Origin of the sequence: Amycolatopsis sp. 3B14 (assembly GCF_050958625.1) — a bacterium.
GTDB lineage: Bacteria > Actinomycetota > Actinomycetes > Mycobacteriales > Pseudonocardiaceae > Amycolatopsis_E > Amycolatopsis_E thermoflava.
This window is the reverse complement of the sequence record NZ_JBHZEN010000008.1, coordinates 58,176-75,151: the sequence shown is the minus strand read 5'-3', so window position 1 is coordinate 75,151 and position 16,976 is coordinate 58,176. Positions and strand designations below refer to the sequence as shown.

Sequence of the window (16,976 nt, the reverse complement as noted above, 5' to 3'; positions counted from 1 at the left end):
ATGCTCGGGATTCTGGCCCAGCAAGGGCAAATCTCCGCACCGGAGATCGCGTACGACGCGATCCTGCCGGTGCTGATCGTGCTCGGCGCGGCGTGCGTCGCCGTGTTGTTCGAGGCGTTCCTGCCCCGGCACATGCGGTGGCCGTCGCAGGTGCTGCTCAGCCTGACCGGTCTGGCCGCCGCCGGTGTCGCGCTGGCCGTGTACGTCAGCGGTTCGCCGGTCAAGGGCCTGACCACCCTGAGCGGCGCGGTGTCGGTCGACAAGCCCGCCCTGTTCCTGTGGGGCACGCTGCTCGCCCTCGCGCTGCCCGCGATCCTGCTGATCGCGGACCGCTCGGTCGAGCCGGGCGGCGCCTTCGTCGCGCAGGCCGCCATCCGGCCGGGCACCGTGCAGGACCGGGCCCAGGTCGGCTCGACGGGCATGCAGACCGAGGTCTTCCCGCTGGCGCTGTTCGCGCTGGGCGGGATGATGACGTTCTGCGCGGCCAACGACCTGCTCACCATGTTCATCGCGCTCGAGGTGCTGAGCCTGCCGCTGTACCTGATGTGCGGCCTGGCCCGGCGCCGGCGCCTGCTGTCGCAAGAGGCGGCGGTCAAGTACTTCCTCCTCGGGGCCTTTTCGTCGGCGTTCTTCCTCTACGGCTTGGCGCTGCTCTACGGCTACGCGGGTTCGGTCAAGCTGGCCGACATCGCCAATGCAGCGGCCGGCTCGGACCGGTCGGACATGCTGTTGTTCGCGGGCATGGGCCTCCTCGTGGTCGGGTTGCTGTTCAAGGGTTCGGTCGGCCCGTTCCACACCTGGACGCCGGACGTCTACCAGGGCGCGCCGACCCCGGTCACCGGGTTCATGGCGGCCTGCACCAAGGTCGCCGCGTTCGGCGGCATCCTGCGCGTGCTGACCGTCGGGTTCGAGTCGACCAGCTGGGAGTGGCGCGGCGTGCTGTGGGCCGTCGCGATCATCTCCATGGCGATCGGCGCTGTGCTCGGCCTGACCCAGACCGACGTCAAGCGCATGATCGCCTACTCGTCCGTCGCGCACGCCGGCTTCCTGCTCGTCGGCACGCTCGCGATGACCGACCAGGGCCTGTCCGGGACCCTGTTCTACCTGCTGGCCTACGGCTTCACGACGCTCGCCGCGTTCGGCGTGGTCTCGCTCGTGCGTGACGCCAAGGGCGAGGCCACGCACCTGTCGGCGTGGGCCGGCCTGGCCAAGCGGTCGCCCGTGCTGGCCGGGGTGTTCACCTTCCTCCTGCTCGCTCTGGCCGGGATCCCGCTCACCAGCGGGTTCGTCGGCAAGTTCGTCGTGTTCTCGGCGGCGCTGCGGGACGGCATGGCGCCCCTGGTGGTGATCGCGCTGGTGTTCAGCGCCGTCGCGGCGTTCTTCTACCTGCGGGTGGTCGTGCTCATGTACTTCTCCAAGCCGGCTCCCGAGGGCCCGACCGTGACGGTGCCGGGCGCGTTCACCACGGCGGCGATCACGCTCGGTGTGATCATCACCCTGCTGCTCGGCGTCGCCCCCGCCTTCGCCCTGGACTGGGCGGGAGCGGGCGCCTTCGCCTTCTGACGACCGCGCTACCGGAAGTGCCCCCCGCCCACCCGGGCGCGGGGGCACTTCCGCGTCCGGGGTCAGGTCGGATCGAGCGCGCGCACCACGTCGGGATAGGAACACGCGTGCCGGTGCACGTCGCCGCACCGGCAGGGCTGCTCGCGCGCCAGCCGCATCAGCTTGCGCAGGTGCCGCTGGGCGAGCCCGCGCTCACGCGCCTCGCCCATCACGGGCCGGAGGGCCTGGTTGCGGGTGCGGCGGCCGGGGAGGGTCTGCTCGGTCATTTCTCGAGGCTCCTTTCGGGAGGGATGTCTCGAGCATGCCCGGTGTGGCGGCGGAGTGGGAAACAGAACGGGATTCTGTGGATGGCTGAGGGCGATGTGGACAAGTCGCGCCGTTTCGCCGGTGTGGCGCCGTTTTTGTCGGTCGGGTGTGCTAGCCGACCGGCGTCGCGTGCCTGCCCGCCGGCGTCAGCGCGCGGCTGTTGCTGATCAGCTGCGTCGCGATCTCGTCCACGCACGCCGTGAAGTCCCGGCCCGCGGCGGCCTCCGAGCCCGTCACGTTGTCCAGCACCCACAACCGCCACGCGCCGACCAGCCGGGCGAACGTGTCGCTGCCGTGCCCGGTGAACGTGAAGTGCCCGTCCGCCTCGGCGAGCTGCCCGGCCGCCACCAGTTGCCGCGCCGTCGGTTCGAAGATGCCCGCCGGAACGCCGGTCTGCACGGCGATTTCCTGCAGCGTGGCGTCGCCGTCGTCGACGCTGTTGCGGTAGACCTGCGCGATCAGCCACGCCTGCGCATAGCTCAGCGGCACGCCGGAGCGCGCCAGGATCTCCGGCCCCGGATCGGTCTTCTGCTTCGACCAGACCGTCGCCACGACCTTTTCCAGCTCCTGCCGCGAATCCCCGGAGCCCGGCACCGCGAAGCCCTCGCCGACCCCGCTGTTGCCCGACGCCAGCGCCTTCGACGTGTCCCGCAGCGGAACCTCCTTGAGGAACAACGCGACCACCAGCGCGAGCAACCCGATCGGCGAGGCGATCAGGAACATCGTGCCGATCGCGTCCACATAGGACTCCGTGGTCGGCTGCGGCGGCAGGTTGTTCGCGTAGATGGAGCCGAACACCGCGACCCCGAAGGAACTCCCCAGCGTGCGCAGGAAACTCACGCCGGACGTCGCCACCCCGAGGTCGGCGTAGTCCGCGGTGTTCTGCACGACGATCGTGGGCACCTGCATGGTGCAGCCGAGCCCGAGGCCCAGCACGACCATGTACGCCGAGGTGACCCAGAAGCTCGTGGTGGCGTCCAGGTGCGACAGCAGGTACAGGCCCAGCGCCAGCACGAGCGATCCGGCGATCGGGAAGACGCGGTACCGCCCGGTGCGGCTGATCACCACGCCGCTGACCAGCGAGGTGATCATGATCCCGGCCACCAGGGGCAGCATCCGCAGCCCGGACTCGGTCGCGCTCGCGCCCTGCACTCGCTGCAGGTACGTCGGCAGGTAGGTGATGCCGCCGAGCATCGCGAACCCGACGACGAAGCTCAGGATGCCCGCCACCGAGAACACCCGGCCGCGGAACAGCCGCATCGGCAGCATCGGCTCCGCGGCCCGCAGCTCGACCAGCACGAACGCCACCAGCAGCACGACCGAGCCGACCGCCATCGCGATGATCACCGGGGACGTCCAGGCGTACTCGGTGCCGCCCCAGCTGGTCACCAGCGTCAGCCCGGTCGAGGCGAGCGCGATGAGGACGATGCCCAGGTAGTCGATACGCGGCTGCACCGCCGACTTGACCGTGGGCAGCGCGAACATCGCCACGAGGACCACCAGCACCCCGAGCGGCACGTTCACGTAGAACGCCCACCGCCAGCTCAGGTGGTCCACGAACAGGCCGCCGAGCAGCGGGCCGGCCACCGTCGAGACGCCGAACACCGCCCCGATCGCGCCCTGGTACTTGCCGCGTTCGCGCAGCGGGACGACGTCGGCGATGACCGCGGCCGAGGTCACCATCAGCCCGCCCGCGCCGAGACCCTGCAGCGCGCGGAACGCGACGAGCATGGCCATCGAGTCGGCCCACCCGCACAGGAACGACCCGGCGAGGAACAGGACCACGCTGGCCAGAAACGCCCGCTTGCGCCCGTACAGGTCGCCGAACTTGCCGATCAGCACCGTCATGATCGTCTCGGCGAGCAGGTACGAGGTGACCACCCACGACAGGTGGTTCGCGCCGCCGAGGTCCGCCACGATGGTCGGCAGGGCGGTGGACACGATCGTCTGGTCCAGCGCCGCCAGCAGCATCCCGAGCATGATCGCCGCGACGATGGTGTTCTGCGCCCTCCTGCTGGTCACCTCGCGAACGTTAGTGCTGGTCAGAAGGGCTTGCGGGGCGGCTCACCCGATGGTGTGGGGACCCGTTGTCGCGTGCATCACCAGGGTGGTTCGCAGAGGGCGCACGAACACCCCGGGTGCAGCCATTACGCTGGTGAGGACCGGTCAGTGAAGTGCGGAGAGGGCGGACAACGTGTCAGTGCGGCACCGGGGTAGCACGATCGAGGAGCTGCGCGGGAGCGTGGGCCTGCGGATCGCCGACGAGCAGCTGCTGCGCACGCTGGCCGCTGGACTGGACGACGTCGAAAAGCTGCTGCGCGACACCGCGCGCAGCGAGGTGCAGGCCGTCCACGACGCCGCGTCGCACCTGGTCGAGGCGGGTGGCAAACGTTTTCGACCGATGATGACCCTGCTGGCGGGTGAGTTCGGCGACGGCAACCACTCGGACGTCGTGATCGCCGCGGCGGCCGTCGAGCTGGTCCACCTGGCCACGCTGTACCACGACGACGTGATGGACGAGGCGACGATGCGGCGCGGCGCGCCCAGCGTCAACGCCCGCTGGACCAACAGCATCGCGATCCTCACCGGCGACTTCCTGTTCGCGCACGCCTCCCGGCTGGTGTCCGACCTGGGCACCGACGCCGCCCGCATCCTCGCCGAGACGTTCAGCGAACTGGTCACCGGCCAGATGCGGGAGACCGTCGGGCCGGGCGAGGGCGAGGACCCGGTCGACCACTACCTCACCGTCATCGCGCAGAAGACGGCCTCGCTGATCGCCACCTCCGGCCGGTTCGGCGCGATGGTCTCCGGCGCCAAGCCGGACGTGATCCGGGCGATGCAGCGGTTCGGCGAGATCATCGGCACCGCGTTCCAGATCTCCGACGACATCATCGACATCGCCTCGCCGTCCCACGAGTCCGGCAAGACGCCGGGCACCGACCTGCGGGAGGGCGTGCGCACGCTGCCGATGCTGTACGCGCTGGCCGACCCGGACACCGACCCGCGGCTGGTCGAGCTGCTGGCGGGCCCGATCACCGACGACGACCTGGTCGAGGAGGCCCTGACCCTGCTGCGGGCGTCCACCGGGCTGGACCGCGCCATGGTCACCCTGTCGGACTACGCTCAGCGGGCGAGGACGGAGCTGGCCCCCCTGCCGGCCGGGCCCGCGAGGGACGCGTGCGAGTCCGTCGCGGACTACCTCGTCGCGCGGACCAGGTAGATCGCGCGTCATGCGTGAGCCGCTGCGGCGTCACTGTGAGTGGTAACCGCGCGGTAGGAAAGGAAGGGCAGCACGGATGTCCATTTTCGGACAGGTCTGGCTGTGGAGCGCGGCGGCATTCGTGGTCGGGGTGCTGCTGACCTGGTTGTTCCTGGCCCGGCCCGCTCAGGCGAGAAGCCGGCACCTGGAGCGCAGGCTCCTCGCCGCGCAGAGCGCGCCCGCCGCGCAGCCGACCCGCACGATCGAGCGGGACCCGGTGTCCGCGCCGGTCGCGCGGAAGGAACGGGTCGGCGCCGAGACGCCCGAGGCGGAGGAGCACCACGCCACCCCGTCCTGGTTGGAGCGCGACAGCCTCGCCGGACGGTCGCCCGGGTACCAGCCGGGCTCCGAGATCGACGACGACTCGCTGTTCGAGCCGGAGGAACCGCAGGCCGACGAAACGACGGTCTTCAACGCGTTCGGCCACGAGCGGGACGACGCCGCCGAGCGTGGCGCGCTGTACGTGGGCGACGCCGGGCTCGGCCGGGAGCAGGTCGCCGGGTACGGGCGTGAGGAGTCCGAGCGCGGCGCGCTGTTCGAGCCGGGCGAGACCGCAGGCCACGGCCAGGCAGCTGAGCAGGATGAGGCCGGGTACGGGCAGGAGTCCGAGCGGGGCGAGGCTGCCGGCTACAACCAGGTGGCTGAGCAGGACGACGCCGGGTACCGGCAGGAGTTCGAGCAGGAGCCGCGCTACGGGCAGGGCGAGGCCGCCGCATACGGCCAGGTGGCTGAGCAGGACGACGCCGGGGCCGAGCGGACGCCGCGCCATGAGCAGAGTGAGGCGCCGGCCGGCCGGGGTTCGTTGTTCGAGCAGGAGCAGGCCGCGCCGTCGGCGTTCGAGCAGGAGCAGCCTGCCGGGTCGTTGTTCCAGCGGGACGAGTCGCCTGCCGAGCGGACCACGTTGTTCCAGCCGGATCCGGCGCTCCGGGGTGAGGACCGCGGCTCGTTCGAGCCGGACCAGACTCGCCAGGAGGAGCGCGGCTCGCTGTTCGGGCGGGAACGGGCTCCGGAGCCGGAGCGCGGGTCGCTGTTCGACCCCGACCACGCGCCCGAACCGGCGCGCGCGGAAGAGTCGGCCTTCACGCCGTTCGCCGCGGCGGAGCCCGAGCCGCCTGCCTACGCGTTCGACGACCAGCCGCAGCCCCCGACCGAGGAGACGGCCACCGAGACCACCCAGGTCCTGCCCAAGCGGCAGCCGCGGCGGTCCGCGCACGCCTTCGACCCGCCGAAGCCGGTCCAGCCCTCCATGCGGACCGTGGAGCGGCGCGAGCCCCGGCCCGAGGAGGGCGGCCGCAGCGGTTCGCTGTTCGAACCGACCCCGCGCACGCGCGCGGACGGTTCGGTGCCGCCGGGCCCGTTCGGCCCCGGATCGGCGATGCCGCGGCCCGGCGGCGGGAAGCCGTCGGAGGAGTTCACGGTCAAGGCCAGCGTCACCGCGCTGCGCTACTGCACCGAGGACTCACCGCAGTACGGCCGCATGATCGCCGAGGTGTGGTTCCGCACCGCCGACGACGCCGAGCGGGTCGGGTTCCGGCCGCTCTGAACCAACGAAGAAGCCCCGCACGAACGATTCGTGCGGGGCTTCGTCGTGCGATCAGTCGACCGTCCAGGTGTCCTTGCCCGTCAGCAGTGCCTGCAGGTCGGCCGGCTTGGCGGAGCGGGCCTGCTCGACCTGGGCGCGGGCCTGGTCGTCGTAGGTGGGGCGGGAGACCTGGCGGAAGATGCCCGTCGGCGTGTGGTTGAGGTGCTGGTCGCCGATGCGGGACAACCCGAAGGCGTACGCGGTGTCGGTGATCGCCGGGTCGTGGACGATCAGCTCGGATTTGCCGACCTCCGCCACCTTGGCGATCTCGAAGCCGCCCCAGCGGTTCGGCACCACGCCGTACTCGCCTTCCGGGCCGAAGCGGATCGGCTCGCCCGCGCGCAGCGGGATGATCCGGTGCGCGGCTTCGTCCTTGTCCTTGAGGACGTCGAACGCGCCGTCGTTGAAGATCGGGCAGTTCTGGTAGATCTCCACCAGCGCCGAGCCGCGGTGCTGGGCCGCCGCGGTGAGCACCTCGGTCAGGCCCTTCTTGTCGGAATCCAGCGCCCGGCCGACGAACGTGGCCTCCGCGCCCAGGGCCAGCGAGATCGGGTTGAACGGCGTGTCCACCGAGCCCATCGGGGTGGACTTGGTGATCGTGCCCGGGTCGGACGTCGGCGAGTACTGGCCCTTCGTCAGGCCGTAGATCCGGTTGTTGAACAGCAGGATCTTGATGTTGACGTTGCGGCGCAGCGCGTGGATCAGGTGGTTGCCGCCGATGGACAGCGCGTCGCCGTCACCGGTGACCACCCACACCGACAGGTCCGGCCGCGTGGTCGCCAGACCGGTCGCGATCGCGGGCGCGCGGCCGTGGATCGAGTGCATCCCGTAGGTGTTGAGGTAGTACGGGAACCGCGACGAGCAGCCGATGCCGGAGACGAACACGATGTTCTCGCGCTTCAACCCGAGCGTGGGCAGGAACGACTGCACCGTGTTGAGCACGACGTAGTCCCCGCAGCCCGGGCACCAGCGCACTTCCTGGTCGGACTTGAAGTCCTTCGCCTTCTGGGTCTCGTCCGTGGTCGGCACCAGGTCCAGACCGCCCAGGGTGGGCAGGCCCAAGTCGGTGGCGGTCATCGGGTCAGCGCTCCTTCGATGATGTCGGTGAAGACGTGCTGGAGTTCCTCGGCCTTGAACGGCAGGCCGGCGACCTTCGTGTAGGAGTGCACGTCCACGAGGTACTTGGCGCGCAGCAGCAGGGCGAGCTGACCGAGGTTCATCTCGGGCACCACGACCTTGTCGTAGCGGGCCAGTACCTCGCCCAGGTTCTTCGGGAACGGGTTGAGGTGCCGCAGGTGCGCCTGCGCGATCGGCATGCCCTGCTTGCGCACGCGGCGGGCCGCGGCGCCGATCGGGCCGAACGTCGACCCCCAGCCCAGCGCCAGCACCCGCGCCTCGCCGGACGGGTCGTCGACCTCCAGGTCCGGCACGTCCACGCCGTCGATCTTGGCCTGCCGCAGCCGGACCATGTGATCGTGGTTGTCCGGGTCGTAGGAGATGTTGCCCTTGCCGTCCTGCTTCTCCAGACCACCGATGCGGTGCTCCAGACCGGGCGTGCCGGGCACGGCCCACGCGCGGGCCAGCGTCTCCGGGTCGCGCACGTACGGCCAGAACTCGCCGGACCCGTCGGCCGCGTTCGGCTCCGACGCGAACTCCACCGACAGATCAGGCAGGTCCTCGACGTTCGGGATCAGCCACGGCTCCGAGCCGTTGGCGTTCGCGCCGTCGGACAGGATCATCACCGGCGTCCGGTACTTCAACGCGATCCGCACCGCCTCGATGGCCGCCGCGAAGCAGTCGCCGGGGGACTGCGGCGCGATGACCGGCAGCGGCGACTCGCTGTTGCGGCCGAACATCGCCTGCAGCAGGTCCGCCTGCTCGGTCTTGGTCGGCAGACCCGTCGAGGGGCCGCCGCGCTGCACGTCGATGACGACCAGCGGCAGCTCCAGCATCACGCCGAGGCCGATGGTCTCCGACTTCAGCGCCACACCGGGCCCGGACGTCGAGGTCACGCCGAGCGCACCGCCGTAGGAGGCGCCCAGCGCGGCGCCGATGCCGGCGATCTCGTCCTCGGCCTGGAAGGTGATCACGCCGAAGTTCTTGTGCCGGGACAGCTCGTGCAGGATGTCCGAGGCCGGCGTGATCGGGTACGTGCCCAGCAGGACCGGCAGCCCGGCGCGCTGCCCGGCGGCCACGATGCCGTAGGCCAGCGCCGTGTTGCCGGTGATCTGCCGGTAGGTGCCCTTGTCCAGCTTCGCCGGCGCCACCTCGTAGGTGGTGGCGAACGACTCGGTGGTCTCGCCGTAGTTCCAGCCCGCGCGGAAGGCCAGGATGTTGGCCTCGGCGATGTCCGGCTTCTTGGCGAACTTCTCCCGCAGGAACGCCTCGGTGCCCTCGGTCGGCCGGTGGTACATCCACGACAGCAGCCCGAGCGCGAACATGTTCTTGCACCGCTCGGCGTCCTTCTTGCCGAGGCCGGTGCCCTCCAGCGCGCCCTGGGTCAGGGTCGACATGGCGACCCGGTGCACCTGGAACGCCGACAGCGTGTCGTCCTCCAGCGGATCCGCGTCGTAGCCGACCTTGGTCAGGTTGCGCTTGGTGAACTCGTCGGTGTTGACAATGATCGTGCCGCCGTTGGGAACGTCACGCAGGTTCGCCTTGAGCGCGGCGGGGTTCATCACGACGAGGACGTCGGGGCGGTCGCCGGGGGTCAGGATGTCGTAGTCGGCGAAGTGCACCTGGAACGACGAGACGCCCGGGATCGTGCCCTGTGGCGCCCGGATCTCGGCGGGGAAGTTCGGCAGGGTGGCCAGGTCGTTGCCGAAGGCCGCGGCCTCCGAGGTGAAGCGGTCGCCGGTGAGCTGCATACCGTCGCCGGAGTCACCCGCGAACCGGATGACCACGCGGTCCAGCTTGGCGACTTCAGTGGGCCGGCTCGCCGACAGCACACCGTTGCCGTTCGTGCTCGTGCTCATGGGTCAGAGAATCCCTCTCTCCCGACAGGCTGCGTCCTCGTCGACACGTGGCCGGTGGGCACACTTCCGCCGATACCTCCACCTTACTTGTTGTTCTGTGACGAGAATCGGCGGTGTGATACCGGTTACCTGTAACTTACGGTAGCGTCTACTTCCGCGTGGTGATCGTGGCCTGCATCGACGCGAGCCGTTCTGCGAAGTCGGGGGAATTCAGCGACTTCAGCTGCGGTTCGATCTCGGTGTCCACTGCTCGGGAATGCTCGGCCATGGTCGAGGTTTGCCGCATCGAGAGCTTGGTCGCCAGCACGATCTCGCGCGGTGCGTTCGCCGCCGGTTCCGCCAGTTCCAGTGCCGCCTCCAGCAGGTCGTCGTGGTCGCCGTCCACGGTGCGCAACACCAGCCCGGCCGCCTCCGCCGCCGCGGCGTCGAGGGACTGGCCGAACAAGGTCATCGCCCGTGCCCGCTGGATACCCACCGCGCGCTGCAACATCCAGGTGAAACCGCCGCCGGGGTGCAGGCCGAGTTCGAGGAACCGCGGGATGAACTTCGCGCGCGGGCCGGCGAGGCGGGCGTCCGCCGCCAGCGCGAGGTTCAGCCCGGCACCGACGGCCGCGCCGCCGACCGCCGCGATCGTCGGCAGCGGCGACCGCGCTACCGAGAGGAAGCCCTCGTACACCGCGCGCAGACCCTCCTCCTGCGCGCTGCCCAGCGTCGTCAGGTCGGCTCCGGCGCAGAACGCCGGCGGAGTGCCGGTGACGACCAGCGCGTGCACGCCCTGGTCCTGCTCGGCCTCGGCCACGGCCGCGGCGAGGTCGGTGGAAAGCGCCAGGGTCAGCGAGTTCCGCCGCTGCGGGGCGTCGACGGTGATCACCGCGACCCTGCCGCGCCGCTCGGTCACGATGCGTTCGGTCATGCCCGCCATCATGTCGCGGGGTTGGGCGGGCGCTCAAGGAGCCGGGACAGCACGACCGTGGACACCGTGCGGTCGACGATCTCCAGCCCGCGCAGCCGCTCCAGCGCCGTTTCGAGCTGGTGGATGTCGGCGGCGCGCAGGTGCACGATGGCGTCCGCCGCGCCGGTGACCGTGTACGCGGCGACGACCTCGGGCAGCGGTTCCAGCCGCGCGCGGATGCGGGCCGGGGAGATGTTGCCGCGGCAGTGCACCTCGACGAACGCCTCGGTGCCCCGGCCCAGCGCCTCCGGGTCGACCACCGCGGTGAAGCCGCGCAACACCCCGGTTTCCAGCAACCGGTCGACCCGGCGTTTGACCGCGGGCGCGGACAGCCCGACGACCTTCCCGATCTCGGCGTAGCTGGCGCGTGCGTTCGTCACGAGGCACGAAACGATCTGCTGGTCGAGCGAGTTCACACGCAATGTTTAGCAGGTGGATGAGCAAGAAACAGCGATTGATTGTCCCTGAATCGAGACATACCGTGAGGTCATGACGACTCGGGTTCCGACCACCCGGCGGTACCTCATGTGCCCGCCCCGGTTCTTCGCCGTCGACTACGCGATCAACCCCTGGATGGACCCGACGCAACCGGTCAGCGCCGAGCGGGCGATGACGCAGTGGCGCGAGCTGCGGGACACGTATCGCCGTCTGGGGCACACGGTGGAGGAGATCGAGCCGCAGCCGGGGCTGCCGGACATGGTCTTCGCCGCCAACTCCGGGACCGTGATCGACGGCCGGGTGCTCGGCGCCCGCTTCCGCGCCCCGCAGCGCGCCGCCGAGGCCGAGCACTTCCGCCGCTGGTTCACCGAGCACGGTTACCGCGACGTCGTCATGCCGTCCTACGTCAACGAGGCCGAGGGCGACTTCGCGTGGACCGGGCGGATGCTGCTCGCCGGCACCGGGTTCCGCACCGATCCCGCCGCGCACGCCGAAGCGCAGGAGGTGCTCGGCGTGCCGGTGCTGTCGCTGCGGCTGACCGACCCGCGCTACTACCACCTCGACACCGCGTTGTTCGTGCTCAGCGAGGCGACCGACACCATGCCGGCGCACATCGCCTACTACCCGGAGGCGTTCTCGGCAGGCTCGCGCCGCGTCCTGGCGCGCCTGTTTCCGGACGCCGTGCTCGCCACCGCGGCGGACGCGGAGTGTTTCGGCCTCAACGGCGTCTCCGACGGGCGCAACGTCGTGCTGCCGCTGGAGGCGACGGACCTCGCCGAGCGGCTCGTGGTGCGCGGCTACGAACCGGTGCTCGTCGACATCTCCGAATTGCGCAAGGCGGGCGGCGGCCCGAAGTGCTGCACGCTGGAGATCCGCAAGTAGGGTCTCATTTCGAAGACGGTGGGACGAACCGGCCGCGGTGTTTGTAACAGGTCCTTCTCGTCTCCCGAATCAGGGGGCATGACCACCTGCCGACTCTGTGGCTCGACCCGGCTGGCGAGTGTCGTCGATCTCGGTGCGACTCCGCCGTGCGAGCTGTTCCTGACCGAAGCGCAACTCGACGAGTCGGAAAATACCTTTCCGTTGCACCTGCGGGTGTGCACGGATTGCTGGCTCGCGCAGATCCCGCCGTTGATCACACCGGAGGAAACATTCACCGAATACGCGTATTTCTCGTCGTATTCGGAATCCTGGGTGGACCACGCGGGCCGGTTCGTCGCGGGCGCGGTGGACCGGCTGGGCCTGGACGGCGGCTCGTTCGTCGTCGAGGTCGCCAGCAACGACGGGTATCTGCTCAAACACGTTGTGGCACAGGGCATCCGCTGCCTCGGGGTGGAGCCGTCGGTGAACGTCGGCCAGGCCGCCAGGGACGCGGGCGTGCCGACGCTGACCGCGTTCCTCGGACCGGAGACCGGCGCGGCGGTGCGGGCCGAGCACGGGCCGGCGAACCTGGTGGTGGCGAACAACGTCTACGCGCACATCCCGGACGTCATCGGCTTCACCAAGGGCCTGCGGGCGCTGGTCGCCGACGACGGCTGGGTGTCGATCGAGGTGCAGCACCTGCTGACGCTCATCGAGAAGACCCAGTACGACACGATCTACCACGAGCACTTCCAGTACTACACGGTGGCTTCGGCGCAGCGGGCGCTCGCCTCCGGCGGACTGTCCCTTGTGGACGTCGAGCTGCTGCCGACGCACGGCGGCTCGATCCGGCTGTGGGCCCGGCCGTCGGAGGCCGCGGGTGAGCCGAGCCAGCGCATGGTCGACGTGCTGGCCAGGGAGAAGGCCGCCGGTCTGCACGAGCTCTCCGGCTACACCGAGTTCGCCGCCCGGGTCGCCAAGGTGCGCCGCGACCTGCTGCGCTTCCTCGTCGACGCCGCCGACGACGGCCTGACCGTGGTCGGCTACGGCGCGCCGGGCAAGGGCAACACGCTGCTCAACCACTGCGGCATCCGGCCGGACCTGCTCGCCTACACGGTCGACCGCAACCCGTACAAGCACGGCCGGTTCACGCCGGGCACGCGAATCCCGATCCTGCCGCCGGAGCGCATCGCCGCGGACCGGCCCGACTACGTACTGGTCCTGCCGTGGAACCTGCGGGACGAACTGACCCAGCAGCTGTCCTACGTCGGGGAGTGGGGCGGCAAGCTCGTCTTCCCCATCCCCCGCCTGGAAATCGTCGAGGTGAACCCAACGTGAAGGTCGTCCTGTTCTGCGGCGGGTACGGGATGCGGATGCGCAACGGCACCGCTTCCGACGTGCCCAAGCCCATGGCCATGGTCGGTCCCCGGCCCCTGATCTGGCACGTCATGCGCTACTACGCGCACTTCGGGCACACCGAGTTCATCCTGTGCCTCGGCTACGGCGCCCACCACATCAAGGACTTCTTCCTCAACTACGAGGAGACCACGTCCAACGACTTCGTGCTGCGCGGCGGTAAGGCGGAACTGCTGTCCACCGACATTGCCGACTGGACGATCTCGTTCGTGCAGACCGGGATCGAGTCGCCGATCGGGGAACGGCTGCGCCGCGTGCGCGAGCACCTCGACGGTGACGAGATGTTCCTCGCCAACTACGCCGACGTGCTCACCGACGCGCCGCTGCCGTCGATGATCGAGCGGTTCGCGAAGTCCGAGGCCGGCGCGTCGATGATGGTCGTGCCGCCGCAGTCGTCGTTCCACTGCGTGGAGATGGACGAGGGCGGCCTGGTCGGTTCGATCACCGCGGTGAGCGAGATGCCGCTGTGGGAGAACGGCGGGTACTTCGTGCTGCGCCAGGAGGTGTTCGACCACATCCCGGAGAACGGCGACCTGGTCGCCGACGGGTGCGCCGAACTGGCCAAGCGCGGCCGCCTGCTGGCCTATCCGTACCGCGGCTTCTGGAAGCCGACGGACACCGTGAAGGAGCGCTACGCGCTGGACGAGGCCTACACGCGCGGGGTGCGCCCGTGGGCGCTGTGGGAGAAGGACCGAGTGCCGGCGTGATCGGACTGGTTCCGGAACGGCTCGAGCGGATCGTGGTGCTCGGCGCCCACTGCGACGACATCGCGATCGGCGCGGGCGGCACGCTGCTCACGCTGAGCCGCCCCGGCTTGCGGGTGGACGCGCTGGTGCTCTCCGGCGGCGGCACCGAGCGCGAGGACGAGGAACGGGCCGCGCTCGCGGCGTTCTGCCCCGGCGCGGACCTCGACGTGACCGTGCTGAAGATGCCGGACGGGCGGCTGCCCGCGCACTGGGACGAGGCCAAGAACGCGCTGGAGGAGCTGCGGGCGCGCACCGATCCGGACCTGATCCTCGCGCCGCGAACCGACGACGCGCACCAGGACCACCGCGGCCTGGCCGAGCTCGTGACCACCGCGTTCCGCGGTCACCTCACCCTCGGCTACGAGATCGTCAAGTGGGACGGCGACCTGACCACGCCGTCGGCCTACGTCCCGCTGCGTGACGAACTCGCCGAGAAAAAAGTGGAATTGCTGCAACAGCACTACGCCTCGCAGCGACATCGTCCTTGGTACGACCGGGAGGCGTTCCTCGGGCTGGCCCGCATTCGGGGGATCGAATGCCAGGCGCGGTACGCGGAGGCCTTCCACGTCAGGAAGCTGTGTCTCCGGGTGGAGGGTTGAGTCATGCGTGTGCTGCTGACCGGGCACAAGGGGTATCTGGGCACGGTGATGGCGCCGGTGCTCACCGCCGCGGGTCACGAGGTGACCGGGCTCGACTCCGGTCTTTTCGACGAGTGCGTGCTCGGCCCGAAGCCGCAGGACCCGCCGGGGCACCGGGTGGACCTGCGGGACGTCACACCCGCGCAGGTGTCCGGTGTGGACGCCGTGATCCACCTGGCGGCGCTGTCCAACGACCCGCTGGGCGCGCTCGCCCCCGAGCTGACCTACGAGATCAACCACAAGGCGGCCGTCCGGCTGGCGCGGCTCGCGAAGGACGCCGGGGTGTCCCGCTTCCTGTACGCGTCGACCTGTTCGGTGTACGGCGCCTCCGGCGGCGCGGACCTGGTCAACGAGGACGCCCCGTTGCGGCCAGTGACGCCGTACGCGGAGTCGAAGGTGCTGGTCGAGGACGACCTGCACGAGCTGGCCGACGACGACTTCTCCCCGGTCTACCTGCGCAACGCCACCGCGTTCGGCTTCTCCCCGCGGCTGCGCGCGGACATCGTGCTGAACAACCTGGTCGGGCACGCGTGCCTGTCCGGCGAGGTGCTGGTCCTCTCCGACGGCACGCCGTGGCGGCCCCTGGTGCACGCGAAGGACATCGCGCGGGCCTTCACCGCCGCGCTCGTCGCGCCCCGGGAAGCCGTGCACGACAAAGCCTTCAACATCGGCACCGAGCGGAACAACGTGACCGTCGCGGAGATCGCCGAGCAGGTCGTCGAGGCCGTGCCCGGCTCGCGGCTGCGGATCACCGGCGAAGCCGGCGCCGACCCGCGCTCCTACCGGGTCGACTTCTCCCGCTTCCGTGCGGCGGTCCCCGGCTTCACCTGCGAGTGGTCGGTCAAGGACGGCGCGGTCGAGCTGGTCGAGGCCTACCAGCGGCACGGGCTCACCCACCGCTCGTTCGAGCAGAGCTTCATCCGGCTCGCCCGGCTCAAGCAGCACCGCGAGGACGGCGCGGTCGACGACACCCTGCGGTTCGTGTGATGCGTGACGGGGCCTGGATGCACGCGCTGGTGGAGCGGTTGTACCCGCTCTGCCGCAGCATCACGGGCGACGGCGTCCGCGCCACGCTGGACATCATCGGCGAGCACATCCCGCTGGACCGGCACGAGGTGCCCACCGGCACGCAGGTCTTCGACTGGACCGTGCCGCAGGAGTGGAACATCCGGGACGCCTGGATCGCCGACGCCGACGGCAAGCGCGTGGTCGACTTCGCCGAGTCGAACCTGCACGTCGTCGGCTACAGCGTGCCGGTCTCGGCGACGATGAGCCTGGCGGAGCTGCGGCCGCACCTGCACACGCTGCCGGATCGCCCGTCCTGGGTCCCGTACCGCACCAGCTACTACTCGCCGGCCTGGGGTTTCTGTCTCGCGCAGGAGACGCTGGACGCGCTCCCGGAGGGCGACTACGAGGTCCGGATCGACTCCACGCTGGCCGACGGGCACCTCAGCTATGGCGAGCACGTGGTGCCGGGGCAGGTCGCCGACGAGGTGATCGTGTCCTGCCACATCTGTCACCCGTCGCTGGCCAACGACAACCTGGCCGGCGTCGCGGTCGCGATCGCGGTCGCCAAGTCGCTGGTGAACCCCTGGTACACCTACCGGTTCCTGTTCATGCCGGGCACGATCGGCGCGATCACCTGGCTGGCGCGCAACGACGTCGACCGGGTCAAGCACGGGGTCGTGCTCGCCTGCGCGGGCGACCGGGGCGACCTGACGTACAAGCGCAGTCGCCGGGGCGACGCGGAGATCGACCGCGTGCTGGCGCACGTGCTGCGCGACCGTCCACACCGGATCTTGGACTTCTCGCCGTACGGCTACGACGAGCGGCAGTTCTGCTCGCCCGGGTTCAACCTCGGCGTCGGCTCGCTCACCCGGACCCCGTACGCCGGCTACCCGGAGTACCACACCTCGGCGGACAACCCGGACTTCGTGTCACCCGCGGCGATGGAGGACACGCTCGCCGTGCTGCGCGAGGCGTTCGCCGTGCTGGACCGCAACCGCCGCTACACGAACCTGAGCCCGTACGGCGAGCCGCAGCTGGGCAAACGCGGGCTCTACGACTCGCTCGGCGGCCGCAGTGACGCCAAGCAGGCCCAGATGGCGATGCTGTGGGTCCTGAACCTCTCCGACGGCGACCACGACCTGCTCGACATCACCCGCCGGTCCGGCCTGGAGTTCGACGCGGTCGCCGCGGCGGCCGACGCCCTCCGTGACGCCGGTTTGGTGGCGGGGTGA

15 protein-coding genes are annotated in these 16,976 nt (G+C 70.3%); 9 read left to right on the top strand and 6 right to left on the bottom strand.

All coding sequences use genetic code 11. From position 1 onward, the window contains the following. Complete coding sequence (nuoN, locus tag ACCP09_RS05350; protein WP_433743530.1) at positions 1 to 1,563, top strand: NADH-quinone oxidoreductase subunit NuoN; 1,563 nt, start codon at positions 1 to 3, stop codon at positions 1,561 to 1,563. A 62-nt stretch (positions 1,564 to 1,625) separates the two neighbouring features. Here nuoN and ACCP09_RS05345 read toward each other — a convergent pair whose 3' ends face one another. Continuing rightward, the gene (locus tag ACCP09_RS05345; RefSeq protein WP_027932744.1) at positions 1,626 to 1,829 is read right to left on the bottom strand and encodes a hypothetical protein; all 204 of its coding nucleotides are present in this window, start codon (positions 1,827 to 1,829) and stop codon (positions 1,626 to 1,628) included. A 151-nt stretch (positions 1,830 to 1,980) separates the two neighbouring features. Then, a complete protein-coding gene (locus ACCP09_RS05340; RefSeq protein ID WP_433743526.1) occupies positions 1,981 to 3,891 on the bottom strand; it encodes an MDR family MFS transporter in 1,911 nt (636 codons plus the stop codon). A 178-nt stretch (positions 3,892 to 4,069) separates the two neighbouring features. Between ACCP09_RS05340 and ACCP09_RS05335 the strand changes: the two genes are divergently transcribed. Both ACCP09_RS05335 and ACCP09_RS05330 read left to right on the top strand, forming a co-directional pair. Beyond that, positions 4,070 to 5,089: a polyprenyl synthetase family protein gene (locus tag ACCP09_RS05335; protein WP_433743523.1), complete on the top strand. Its 1,020-nt coding sequence runs from the start codon at positions 4,070 to 4,072 to the stop codon at positions 5,087 to 5,089. A gap of 76 nt (positions 5,090 to 5,165) precedes the next feature. Continuing rightward, on the top strand, positions 5,166 to 6,671 hold the full coding sequence (locus tag ACCP09_RS05330) for a sunset domain-containing protein (RefSeq protein WP_433743521.1): 1,506 nt from the start codon (positions 5,166 to 5,168) through the stop codon (positions 6,669 to 6,671). A 51-nt stretch (positions 6,672 to 6,722) separates the two neighbouring features. On the opposite strand, the gene ACCP09_RS05325 is transcribed toward ACCP09_RS05330, so the two are convergent. The 4 genes from ACCP09_RS05325 to ACCP09_RS05310 form a co-directional block, all read right to left on the bottom strand. Beyond that, positions 6,723 to 7,787: a 2-oxoacid:ferredoxin oxidoreductase subunit beta gene (locus ACCP09_RS05325; RefSeq protein ID WP_433743519.1), complete on the bottom strand. Its 1,065-nt coding sequence runs from the start codon at positions 7,785 to 7,787 to the stop codon at positions 6,723 to 6,725. After that, positions 7,784 to 9,685, bottom strand: coding sequence for a 2-oxoacid:acceptor oxidoreductase subunit alpha (locus ACCP09_RS05320; RefSeq protein ID WP_123684084.1), 1,902 nt, complete (start codon positions 9,683 to 9,685; stop codon positions 7,784 to 7,786). The genes ACCP09_RS05325 and ACCP09_RS05320 overlap by 4 nt, the downstream gene beginning before the upstream one ends. 148 nt (positions 9,686 to 9,833) lie before the next feature. After that, a complete protein-coding gene (locus tag ACCP09_RS05315; protein WP_433743517.1) occupies positions 9,834 to 10,598 on the bottom strand; it encodes an enoyl-CoA hydratase in 765 nt (254 codons plus the stop codon). 8 nt (positions 10,599 to 10,606) lie between these two features. Next, the gene (locus ACCP09_RS05310) at positions 10,607 to 11,053 is read right to left on the bottom strand and encodes an Lrp/AsnC family transcriptional regulator (protein WP_020417436.1); all 447 of its coding nucleotides are present in this window, start codon (positions 11,051 to 11,053) and stop codon (positions 10,607 to 10,609) included. A gap of 73 nt (positions 11,054 to 11,126) precedes the next feature. On the opposite strand from ACCP09_RS05310, the gene ddaH reads away from it, so the two are divergent. The 6 genes from ddaH (at position 11,127) to ACCP09_RS05280 (ending at position 16,976) form a co-directional block, all read left to right on the top strand. Beyond that, positions 11,127 to 11,957 (top strand): dimethylargininase, encoded by an 831-nt coding sequence (gene ddaH / locus ACCP09_RS05305; RefSeq protein ID WP_433743512.1) that lies wholly within the window; start codon positions 11,127 to 11,129, stop codon positions 11,955 to 11,957. 78 nt (positions 11,958 to 12,035) lie between these two features. Then, complete coding sequence (locus ACCP09_RS05300) at positions 12,036 to 13,274, top strand: class I SAM-dependent methyltransferase (RefSeq protein WP_123684082.1); 1,239 nt, start codon at positions 12,036 to 12,038, stop codon at positions 13,272 to 13,274. Then, on the top strand, positions 13,271 to 14,059 hold the full coding sequence (locus ACCP09_RS05295; protein ID WP_017986466.1) for a sugar phosphate nucleotidyltransferase: 789 nt from the start codon (positions 13,271 to 13,273) through the stop codon (positions 14,057 to 14,059). The genes ACCP09_RS05300 and ACCP09_RS05295 overlap by 4 nt, the downstream gene beginning before the upstream one ends. Continuing rightward, on the top strand, positions 14,056 to 14,697 hold the full coding sequence (locus ACCP09_RS05290; protein WP_017986467.1) for a PIG-L deacetylase family protein: 642 nt from the start codon (positions 14,056 to 14,058) through the stop codon (positions 14,695 to 14,697). The genes ACCP09_RS05295 and ACCP09_RS05290 overlap by 4 nt, the downstream gene beginning before the upstream one ends. A gap of 3 nt (positions 14,698 to 14,700) precedes the next feature. Beyond that, positions 14,701 to 15,723 carry an NAD-dependent epimerase/dehydratase family protein gene (locus ACCP09_RS05285; protein ID WP_433743509.1) on the top strand — a complete coding sequence of 341 codons (1,023 nt, stop codon included), beginning with the start codon at positions 14,701 to 14,703 and terminating at the stop codon, positions 15,721 to 15,723. Continuing rightward, positions 15,723 to 16,976, top strand: coding sequence for a DUF4910 domain-containing protein (locus ACCP09_RS05280; protein ID WP_433743507.1), 1,254 nt, complete (start codon positions 15,723 to 15,725; stop codon positions 16,974 to 16,976). The genes ACCP09_RS05285 and ACCP09_RS05280 overlap by 1 nt, the downstream gene beginning before the upstream one ends.